The sequence below is a fragment of the Spirulina subsalsa CS-330 genome (assembly GCF_028330765.1).
GTDB lineage: Bacteria > Cyanobacteriota > Cyanobacteriia > Cyanobacteriales > Spirulinaceae > Spirulina > Spirulina subsalsa_A.
Map to the genome: position 1 here is coordinate 1 of NZ_JAQMTY010000259.1, position 10067 is coordinate 10067.

Sequence of the window (10067 nt, forward strand, 5' to 3'; positions counted from 1 at the left end):
CCCCTCGCCCAGAGGGCGAGGGGAGCCGATCCATTTTTCCAGTTCCCTCTCCCCTAGGGAGAGGGCTAGGGTGAGGGCTTTCCGGGATCTGGCTAATTTTGTCAGCCAACCAGGACTATGCCTCTGGTTCCAACCCCGCTGCTCGCAATTGTGCCAAGAGTCGCTCCGCTCGCTCTCGTTCCTGCTCCGCTCGTTCACTATCCCACAGCAGCAAATTCCCCGACTCATCCCACCAGCGCAACCAATCCCCCGATCGCCCAAACCCTTCCCCCCGCCAGGTTCCTAGGGCAAGATTCAACTCCGGCAACCAATATCGCCCGGCAGCGTCAGGGGTTTGAATGTGATATCGTCCGCTCTCGTCGAGGCGATAGAGTTCTAGGACATTGTGATGGGGGTTGAAAATTCCATAGACCGGAACCCGCAACACCTGTTCATAGAAAAACCACTTGCCCGGTGGATAGGTGGGCTTGTTGGAATATTCGCCGCCATCGGTCGCCGAGATGAATTCCATCACCACCGTAGGCAACTCGCCCTGTAGTTGAGGGGTATAGCTGCGTTCAATCATCTCCGGGGCATCGGTCACCTGGGGAATATAAACCCAATCCGGAGCCTTAACGACAATTTTGCCGTTGAGGGTGGCGCAAATGCCGTAATTAGTGGCGATCATACTCTGATCAGTGCAGGCGGGATGGTGGCGAAGGGCGTTGGTTAAGGCTTCAGCGAGGAGGGGCTGGGTGCGATTGTCCACGGGGTCATCGGGTAAACGGTAATCCTCCGGTAACAGTTCCCAGGTGATGGTGAAGGCTTGGGGAGTGGCGATCATGGTTGGGACAGAGAGCATGGAGATGGTGTCTATTATAACGATCGCACCTTCACATCTCTTCAGGCCGTGACAATGGGACGATCCACAGGCCAAGATAGAGGGTCTAGAGATCACAACGTTGGGAGAGTTTGCACCCATGCAACAGGATGACACGATCGCGGCGATCGCTTCGGCGATCGTGCCGAATCAGGGAAGTATCGGGATTGTGCGCCTATCGGGGGCGACGGCGGTGGCCCTGGCGCGGCGACTGTTCCACGCCCCGGGGCGGCAACCCTGGGAAAGTCACCGCATTCTCTACGGCACGGTACGCGACCCCCAGACGGGGGCAGTGGTAGATGAAGCCCTGTTATTGTTGATGCTCGCGCCGCGATCGTTCACGCGGGAAGATGTGGTGGAGTTTCACTGTCACGGCGGGATGATGCCGGTGCAGCAGGTGTTAAATCTTTGCTTGGCGGCGGGGGCACGGTTGGCGCAACCGGGGGAATTTTCCCTACGGGCGTTCCTGAATGGGCGGATTGACTTGACCCAGGCCGAAAGTGTGGCGGATTTGGTGGGGGCGCGATCGCCCCAAGCCGCCCAAAGTGCGATCGCGGGTCTCCATGGCAAACTCGCCGCGCCGCTGCGGGCCTTGCGGGCGCGGTGTTTGGATATTTTGGCGGAGGTGGAGGCGCGGATTGATTTTGAGGACGATTTACCCCCATTGGATGAAGGGGCGATTCGTGAAGCCGTGGCCCAGGTATCGGCTCAGGTGGGGCAAATTTTGGCGACGGCGGATCGGGGGGAGTTGCTGCGCAGTGGCTTAAAGGTGGCGATTGTGGGGCAACCGAATGTAGGAAAATCCAGCCTTTTAAATGCCTGGAGTCGGAGCGATCGCGCCATCGTCACCGACTTGCCCGGAACAACGCGGGATGTGGTGGAATCCAGCCTGATTGTGGGGGGGATTCCGATTCAGGTGTTGGATACGGCGGGGATTCGGGAGACAGGGGATCAGGTGGAACGGATCGGGGTGGAGCGATCGCGCCGTGCTGCAACTGAGGCGGATTTAATTCTGTTGATGGTGGATGCGGTACAGGGTTGGACGGTGGCCGAGGCGGAAATTTATGCCGCCATTCAGCACCGGCCGTTGATTTTAGTGATCAACAAAACCGATCTCGCCCCGCCGGAATCGGTGGCCTATCCGCCCGAAATTAAAACCATCGTCCCCACCACAGCGACCACCCAGACAGGTATTGAAGCATTGGAGGCGGCGATTTTAGCCCAAGTGGAGCAGGGACGAGCGATCGCCGCTGATCTTGATATTGCGATCAACCAACGCCAAGCGGCAGCCCTAACGCGGGCCCAAAGTGCGATCGCGCAAGTGGCCGAAACCATCACCGCCCAGCTTCCCCTGGATTTTTGGACGATTGATCTGCGCACCGCGATCCAAGCCCTGGGCGAAATCACTGGCGAAGAAGTCACCGAATCCGTCCTCGATCAAATTTTCAGCCGTTTTTGTATTGGGAAATAGGGACGGTAGGAATCTGGGCTTAAGGCTCTGGCGTGCGATCGCCTCGCTCGCTACCTTCTATACCGTCTCCTGCTCAATCCGTTCTGAATCGAGTGTCGTGGCACACGTTGAATTGGTGGGTTACGGCGGATTCCTAGATTGAATTTATAGTCTATGTTATAGCCGCCTAACCCACCCTACAATAAAGCACTATTTTAACTGTGTCGCTACACTGGGATCACTCAGGGCTAAAGAGGATTTGGGGTAAATTCACGATCGCATTCCACAAATCCTGCGGGCCGATGCCAAGGGTGACTTGGAGCACCACCAAAATCACGGCCACCGTGAACGCCGTTTGGACGCTGGTTTTGAGCACTTTCACCAGCCAGGTAAACACCAGCCAAGCGATCACAAGAGCAGCCAAAAGCAGAAGCAGTTCCATAACAGTCAGGGGCGAACTTAACGCAGGGCAACGGTGGTTTTTTCTAAAGCGTCGAGGGCTTCAATGGCGGCTTGGCGGGCCCAGCGATCGGCTTCCAGAATATCCTCTAGGGTGGGTTGGCTGATGTTTTGGGCGGTGAAGCGATCGCACACCTGTTCAATCAGTTGAGGAATCGCCAAGAATTTCACCTTTTCCTCCAGGAACAGCGCCACCACCTGTTCATTGGCCGCATTTAACACCGCTGGCATCGCTCCCCCGGCCCGGCCCGCCGCATAGGCCAATTGCATACAGGGATATTTGGCGTGATCCGGTTCCCGGAACGTCAGATCCCCCGCCTTGACGAGATCCAGCGGTTCCCATTGGGTAGGGAGGCGATCGGGATAGGAGAGGGCATAGAGCAATGGTAAGCGCATATCCGCCCAGCCCAATTGCGCCAAAACTGAGGTATCTTGCACCTCGATCAAGGAATGAATAATGCTTTGGGGGTGGATAACGATATCAATCTGGTCGTAGTCCAGTCCGAAAAGATAATGGGCTTCGATCACCTCTAGGCCTTTGTTCATCAGGGTGGCGGAATCAATGGTGATTTTTTGCCCCATTGACCAGTTGGGGTGCTTGAGGGCATCGGCAACGGTGACCTGGGCGAGTTTTTCCACGGGTAGATCGCGGAATGCGCCCCCGGAGGCGGTGAGGATAATCCGCCGCAATCCTCCCGCTGGCACGCCTTGGAGACATTGGAAGATGGCGGAATGTTCGGAGTCGGCAGGGAGGAGCTTGGTTCCGTGTTTTTCGATCAGGGGGAGGACGACGGGCGCACCAGCAATCAGGGTTTCTTTGTTGGCGAGGGCGATGTCTTTCCCGGCTTCGATCGCGGCTAGGGTGGGGAGGAGGCCGGCACAGCCGACAATGCCGGTGACGACGCTGGTAGAATCTCCGTAGCGGGCGACTTCTACGACTCCGGCTTGACCCGCGAGGATAATCGGTTGGGGGTCGAGGTCGGCGATCGCAGCTTTCAGGTCGGGTAATTTACGCTCGTTTTGAATGGCGACAATGTCCGGTTTAAATTGGCGCACTTGGGCCGCGAGGAGGTCAACATTATTCCCAGCCGCTAAACCAACAACGCGGAATTGATCGGGGTGATGTTCAACAATATCGAGGGTTTGCGTTCCAATGGAACCTGTGGAGCCGAGGATTGCGATCGCTTTCACAATAACTTACCGTTTGTGACGTTAATACTATTTTCTTTAGAATTACCTAAAACTGTACTACGGATTCGCCCATTCCTTATGTCTATTGCTTCGTGGCGATCGCCCCTAGCCCGCACCCTCCATCGTAATCGCGCCCTTCCCAATGCCCGTTATCTGCAATTGGCCACCCTGTCCCCCATGGGCTATCCGGCCAATCGTACCGTTGTGTTTCGGGGCTTTGCGGCGGCGGGCGATCGCCTCCGGATAATCAGCGATCGCCGCAGCGAAAAAATTGCCCATTTGCAACACCATCCCTGGGCCGAACTCTGTTGGTATTTCCCCAAAACCCGCGAACAGTTTCGCCTGTTAGGGCAAGTTGCCATCATTACCGCCGAATTGGGGAATCCTGAAGACCAGGCCGAACGTCTTACCCTCTGGCGGGAGATTTCCGACAATGCCCGCGCTCAGTTCGGTTGGCCCGCACCGAAGCAGCCGGTACAAGGGGGAGAAGCAGCGATCGCCGTCGATCCGCACCAGCCCCCCGCCGCCTTTTGTCTGTTGCTGTTCACCGCCCAGCAGGTGGATCATCTAATGTTGCGGGGCGACCCCCAAACCCGCCACCTATACACCCAAACCGATACCCAATGGGCCATGCAACCCGTCAACCCATAGCCATCGCCCCTCAGCCCGTTCGCCCCCTGGAGTTGTTGCTGGCCGTTTGTCGATCGCAGTTCCAGCCAGACCCCTTAACGGTAGAGTTGCCCGACGATTTCGCCTGGGCTGCGTTGGGGGACTTAGCCCATTGGCATGGGGTCTTTCCCCTCCTGTACCACAGCCTCAAGGGGAACCATTGGCAGCAGATCCCCCCAGACCTGCAAACCCTTTGGACAAAGCAGTTTCACCACCATACCCAACGCAATTTCCAACTCCTGATCACCCTGCGTCACCTCCTCCAGGCTGCCGCCTCGGAACCGTGGCAACTCTTGCCCGTGAAGGGGGTGACGCTGGCCCTGTCGCTCTATGGCAATGTGACCCAGCGACGGATTCGGGATTTGGATCTGTTGGTGGAGGCGGATCAGGTGGCGCGGGTGCAGGCGTGGTTGGAGGGGCAGGGGTATCAATGCCGCGATCGCCTTTCGCCCCCCCAACAGCAACGCCACTGGCACACCCATTATGAAACGGTGTTACACCATCCCGAAACGGGGGTACAGATTGACCTCCATTGGCGCGTTGCCCCGGCCTATTTTGCCTGTCAACTGCCCGTCGCGGCGGTGCTGGCGCGATCGCACCCGGTCATCCATCAGGGCATCACGTTTCCGCAACTCTGCCCGGAAGATCTGCTCCTGTTGCTCTGTTTAAACGGTGCAAAGGATGGCTGGCTAGAGTTGCAGCATCTCTGCGATCTGGCGGCGGCGGTGCAGGCCTATCCGGCGTTGGATTGGGCTGTGCTGTGGGAACGGTGTCAGGCCTATCACGGCGAACGGGTGCTGCTGTTGGGGTTGGGGTTAGTGGAACGGGTGTTGGGGGTGACGTTGCCGGAGGAGATCCGGGGTCAGGTGCAGCGCAATCGCATCGTGAACCCCCTGATCGCGGAGCGGTGCGATCGCCTCGCTGATCCCCGCCCCACCACCACCACCGTTTTAGAAAATCGCCTCTTTCCCCTCCGTCTCCAAACCCCACCGCAACAGGTGCGATCGCTCCTCACCCTGCTCCTGCCGATTAACGAGCGTGACCTCGACTGGATTGAACTCCCCCCGTGGCTCTACGGCCTGTACTATCCCCTGCGCTTCCTGCGCCTGAGTCGCAAGTATTGCCAAGCGATCGGAATCAAGATGCTAAGATCCAAGGCAGCGAGCCACGGTAAGCCAGAACAATGATCCTTCCCCAAGCCCTGATTTTTGATGTTGATGGTACGCTGGCTGAAACCGAGCGCGACGGTCACCGGGTTGCCTTTAACCAAGCCTTTACCGAAGCCGGTCTAGATTGGGACTGGTCGATCGCCGAGTACGGTAAACTCCTCGCCATTAGCGGCGGCAAAGAACGCATCCATCACTACTGGCGCACCGCCCAAGCCGATACCCCCATCCCCGACCCCCCCGAAGCCTTCATTGCCCGCCTCCACCGCCACAAAAGCGAGCATTATCACACCCTCCTCGCCACGGGGACGATCGCCCTCCGGCCAGGGGTGAAACGCCTCATCACGGCGGCCCGGGCGGCAGGGATACGGTTAGCGATCGCCACCACCAGCGCCCTCCCCAATGCGATGGCACTGCTCGAAACCAGCCTTGATCCAGCTTGGTTTGAAGTGATTGCCGCCGGGGATATTGTGCCCCAGAAAAAGCCCGCCCCGGATATTTACCACTACGTTTTAACTGAATTGAACCTACCCGCATCAGCCTGTCTCGTGTTTGAAGATTCCGCCCACGGCCTCACCGCAGCCACGCAAGCCGGACTCACCACCGTGATCACCGCCAACGCTTACACACAACGTCAAGACTTTACGAAAGCTGCCTTGGTAGTGAATCATCTCGGCGAACCGGATCAGCCGTTAACAGTGCTCCGAGGGGATGCGATCGCGCCTTATTTCAGCCTCGATTGGGCCCGCCAGCTTCTCAAGTTTTGAGCCAGAATCATACCGTTTCTCAAATTAATGAGATCAATCATCAACGACCCTAGCATCTTAGCAGATCTCTCAAGCTCCCGACCCATTTTTAATCAGCATAAGAAACCGATTCTAAAAATAAGATTTCTCTCTTTTTTTTAAAGCCTTTTGAGATAATTGAAAGTCATAGTGTGTAAAATTCAGCATTTCTAAAAGGGGTAAATCCTTTTCACTTCCTGTTTGACAATAAATTTGAATAGTTTCAGCCACAAACTTTGCTAGATTCACTGGAACCGCATTCCCGATCATTTGTTCAAGATTTGTTTTAGTTCCAAAAAACTTGAACGTCTTAGGAAATGTTTGAATATAACTACGTTCTAAGGTTGTGAGTGGACGAAGATCTGCAAGATTCACATGGGACGGATCGCAAGAATTTAGCTTATATCCTTTGGGAATAGGTCGATTAACTCCCCTCACCGTTGGACTAGGTTCATAAATTGAAAAAATTCCCCGCCGATTATAGTTTCTTGGGTGGCGATAGTAAAACTCAAGACCCAAAGAGTCCCCTAAATAATCTTGGACTGTCATGGGAGAGTCTGACAATCTTGCCTGAAATAACTTATTGAGTTGATTATGATAATCACCCAAGTGACCAATTAGAAAAAAACGTGTTCTGGCTTGCGGAACATCACAATATGCAGCATTGAGAATCACACTAGACAGCCCATAACCTTTTTCAATGAATTGATTAATCACTTGACGCAAAAGATCGGTTTTCTTGATTCGCTCAACATTTTCCATCACAAACCAATTTGGTTTGATGCTGCAAATAATATTGGCAAAATGACGAGTCAAATCCGCCCTACCTTGAGAAACATCACGTTTCCCAGCACTTGAAAAGTCTTGACAAGGTGGCCCTCCTATAATCAGATCAGGGTTCATCGGTAGAATTTGAGCAATTGCCTTTTTTTCATCACTCAAATCAAGATTAAATACTGCATGATTAAAATTATTTTGATAGACATCTAACGCTGGCTGCCAATTATCGTAAGCTGCAATGATTTCGTAATTGGCTAGTTCAAATCCTAAAGATAACCCACCACATCCAGCAAACAAGTCAATACATTTCATGATTAGAATAATTCCGGAGAGTTGACAATGATTGCGTCAAACCTACGCTCTGGACTCAATAAATTTTGTCCACCACCAAGAATAATATTTTTAATTTCTGTTTTTTTGATGATCGGTTTTTTTTGTCTTTGGCAGGCCATGAATTTATTTGTAATGCTTCCTGAAGCTGAAAATGCTTTGTCATTTTTAGTATTATAAGATAAATCATTAATGATTTTAGTCGGATTAAATCTACCCTGTTTTTTGATTTCTAGTAACATCTTGAAAAGCCAAATCAATGTTCTAGTCTGACGAGTAATTCTTGTCGCATTTGAAAAATCTTGATTGGCGATTTCGTTAATAAAATAGGTAAAGCTAGCATCACTCCATACAAAAACATCTAAACAGTTTTCGGACAGGACTGGAGATTTGCCCATAGTTTTCCAAATGGGCTGCAATAAAAATGGCGATTGGCAATCATGCAGTGCATGTAGTATTAACTGAATATTTTTTTTGATCGCATAAATTTCTTGAAGAACTTGATGGGGATCAGACCAATCTGAAATAGCTAGCTCATCAGGAAATATTGAGTTCAGGCGAGATCCTAATGCTTTGGCGATACTACAGGCAAGATATACTATTGTATCTGGTCTAATGACAATTTCACTACCATATTCAGACTCTTGTAAATGGCAGGTTGTATGATCTGGCAAAGCCGTCAATTTAATTTCTAATGCAATCAGACATTTTCCATTACTTTTCTTTTGAATTACTAAATCGGTTCTAGGTAAAGAGCCAACAATGAATTGCTGAAATGGTGTGTAAGTAGATTCAAAGGCAAAATATATTTCATGATCTAAAGGATGAATTCTAAATAATTCAGCAATTGAAATCTCTTCATGCTTTAACTGACTATCTTGAATAACAAGATAATTAGCGTTATGATTTTGACTGTAAAGATAGCAACATAGAGATGCGGGGAAAGATGAGTTGAACTGATTTTTTCCCCATGTTTTTGGATCTGAAAAGTCTCGGTTAGAAGACCTTAATCCAAAAAGCCTTGGAATAGTATTATCCGCCATAGTCATAGCTTTAATATTGCGTTCTCCTCACATTCTAATTATCCAGAATGATGAGGAGAAACATGGTGATTTTTAAATGGATACCAAATCGGGGAACTCTTCGCGGACGGCGGGGTGAATGAGTTGGCCGTGTTTGACGTTTAAGCCTTTGGCGAGGGCGGGATTTTGTGCGATCGCTCCTTCACCCCCTTGGGCCAATTGCAGCGTATAGGGGAGCGTGCTGTTATTTAGGGCTTGGGTCGCTGTCCAGGGCACAGCGCCGGGCATATTGGGGATGCCCACATGCACCACCCCCGCTTCGGTGTAGGTGGGTTCCGAGTGGGACGTAGGGCGCAGGGTTTCAATACAGCCCCCTTGATCCACCGCCACATCCACGATCACCGCCCCGGTGCGCATCCGTTCCACCATGGCGCGGGTCACCAACTTCGGCGGCTGTTTCCCCGGCACGAGCACCGCCCCGACGACGAGATCGGCATTGAGTACCGCTGCTTCAATGGTTTTCGGGGTGCTGTAGAGCAGTTCCACCCGTGAGCCGAAGAGATTTTCTAGTTCCGTGAGGCGATCGACATTGATATCAATGATTTGTACCTGCGCCCCCAAACCGACGGCCATTTTCGCCGCTTCTGTGCCAACGACACCGCCACCGAGGATCACCACCCGCCCCGGACTCACCCCCGGCACACCACTGAGGAGCACGCCGCGACCGCCCTGTTGTTTCTCTAAATATCGTGCCCCCATCTGTACCGAAAGACGACCGGCGATCGCACTCATCGGAGCCAGGAGCGGCAAGCGTCCCCCCGGCAACTCCACCGACTCATAGGCCACCGCCACCCCACCCGCAGCCATCAGGGCTTCCGTCAAACTCCGGGCGGCGGCCAGGTGCAAATAGGTAAACAGCAACTGGTCTTTGTGGAGATAGTCATACTCCCTCGTGAGCGGCTCTTTCACTTTCACCACCATCGGCCGCGACCAGGCTTCAGCCGCCGTAGCGACCAGTTTCGCCCCCGCCTGCTCATAGTCGGCATCGGTAAAGCTTGACCCCAGACCGGCCCCGGTTTCGACCCATACCTGATGCCCACGACCACAGAGGACTTGCACGCTATTCGGGGTTAAGCCGACGCGGAATTCTTGGTCTTTGATTTCTTTGGGCAGTCCAATTTCCATCGTTATTGCCATTTGCTAAGGGTTGATGTTGTTGACATACTCACCGTCCTGAAGGAGCGGTGATTCTTGACACTTCACCGAGACTTGCTACCGAAGCAGTCTTACTGTCTCTCCATGCCCATTTAAAGTCGTGGCAATGCCCTATCCCGACTTGTGAACAAGCTAAAAGTC

The 10067-nt window shown here is 53.0% G+C and carries 10 protein-coding genes; 4 read left to right on the forward strand and 6 right to left on the reverse strand.

Annotation, left to right across the window (positions count from 1 at the left end; genetic code table 11):
- Window positions 1-115: 115 nt before the first annotated feature.
- Window positions 116-823, reverse strand: coding sequence for a Uma2 family endonuclease (locus PN477_RS17865; RefSeq protein ID WP_417158852.1), 708 nt, complete (start codon window positions 821-823; stop codon window positions 116-118).
- Window positions 824-959: 136 nt separating this feature from the next.
- On the opposite strand from PN477_RS17865, the gene mnmE reads away from it, so the two are divergent.
- Entirely contained in the window at window positions 960-2330 is a 1371-nt protein-coding gene (gene mnmE, locus PN477_RS17870; protein WP_272116362.1) for a tRNA uridine-5-carboxymethylaminomethyl(34) synthesis GTPase MnmE, read from the forward strand.
- Between the two features lie 217 nt (window positions 2331-2547).
- Here mnmE and PN477_RS17875 read toward each other — a convergent pair whose 3' ends face one another.
- Together PN477_RS17875 and dxr are read right to left on the reverse strand one after the other, a co-directional pair.
- Window positions 2548-2751, reverse strand: coding sequence for a hypothetical protein (locus tag PN477_RS17875; protein ID WP_272116360.1), 204 nt, complete (start codon window positions 2749-2751; stop codon window positions 2548-2550).
- Window positions 2752-2768: 17 nt separating this feature from the next.
- Window positions 2769-3959, reverse strand: a complete 1191-nt coding sequence (gene dxr, locus PN477_RS17880; protein ID WP_272116358.1) for a 1-deoxy-D-xylulose-5-phosphate reductoisomerase — start codon at window positions 3957-3959, stop codon at window positions 2769-2771.
- A 78-nt stretch (window positions 3960-4037) separates the two neighbouring features.
- Between dxr and PN477_RS17885 the strand changes: the two genes are divergently transcribed.
- From PN477_RS17885 to PN477_RS17895, 3 genes are read left to right on the forward strand one after another with little or no spacing between them, the layout of a single operon-like run.
- On the forward strand, window positions 4038-4610 hold the full coding sequence (locus PN477_RS17885) for an Npun_F5749 family FMN-dependent PPOX-type flavoprotein (RefSeq protein WP_272116356.1): 573 nt from the start codon (window positions 4038-4040) through the stop codon (window positions 4608-4610).
- On the forward strand, window positions 4583-5815 hold the full coding sequence (locus tag PN477_RS17890) for a nucleotidyltransferase domain-containing protein (RefSeq protein WP_272116354.1): 1233 nt from the start codon (window positions 4583-4585) through the stop codon (window positions 5813-5815). Before PN477_RS17885 ends, PN477_RS17890 begins: the two co-directional genes overlap by 28 nt.
- Window positions 5812-6561: an HAD family hydrolase gene (locus PN477_RS17895; RefSeq protein WP_272116352.1), complete on the forward strand. Its 750-nt coding sequence runs from the start codon at window positions 5812-5814 to the stop codon at window positions 6559-6561. Before PN477_RS17890 ends, PN477_RS17895 begins: the two co-directional genes overlap by 4 nt.
- Window positions 6562-6672: 111 nt before the next feature.
- Here the strand turns inward: PN477_RS17895 and PN477_RS17900 are convergent, their stop codons facing one another.
- From PN477_RS17900 to ald, 3 genes are all read right to left on the reverse strand, one after another.
- The gene (locus PN477_RS17900) at window positions 6673-7671 is read right to left on the reverse strand and encodes a DNA cytosine methyltransferase (RefSeq protein ID WP_272116350.1); all 999 of its coding nucleotides are present in this window, start codon (window positions 7669-7671) and stop codon (window positions 6673-6675) included.
- A gap of 2 nt (window positions 7672-7673) precedes the next feature.
- A complete protein-coding gene (locus PN477_RS17905; protein WP_272116348.1) occupies window positions 7674-8738 on the reverse strand; it encodes a HindVP family restriction endonuclease in 1065 nt (354 codons plus the stop codon).
- A 66-nt stretch (window positions 8739-8804) separates the two neighbouring features.
- Window positions 8805-9896 carry an alanine dehydrogenase gene (gene ald / locus PN477_RS17910; protein ID WP_272116346.1) on the reverse strand — a complete coding sequence of 364 codons (1092 nt, stop codon included), beginning with the start codon at window positions 9894-9896 and terminating at the stop codon, window positions 8805-8807.
- Between the last annotated feature and the right edge of the window lie 171 nt (window positions 9897-10067).